Raw genomic sequence first — 246 nt, 5'->3', positions numbered from 1 at the left:
ATCCGGCGTGAATGTAAATCCATGACTACAGCCAGATACATCCAACCTTGATTGGTTCTCAGATAAGTAACATCTCCGGCCCAAATACGATTGGGCACTGTAGGATTAAATTGTTGTTTTAATATATTATCTGCAACGCTATCACTATGTTTCCGCTTGGTGGTGATTTTATAAGCTCGACGCTGACGCACAACAAGACCTAACTTACGCATGATGGTGCGAGTACGATAACGCCCGATAGTGAAG

The 246-nt window shown here is 43.1% G+C and carries 1 pseudogene; it reads right to left on the bottom strand.

The features are described from left to right. Window positions 1-246, bottom strand: a pseudogene (locus tag HC723_RS17270) (IS3 family transposase); the annotation flags it as partial.

This window comes from Vibrio sp. S11_S32 (assembly GCF_014694465.1).
Classification (GTDB): Bacteria; Pseudomonadota; Gammaproteobacteria; order Enterobacterales; family Vibrionaceae; genus Vibrio; species Vibrio algicola.
The sequence above is the reverse complement of the archived record's forward strand: the minus strand, read 5'-3'. Positions and strand labels throughout refer to the sequence as shown.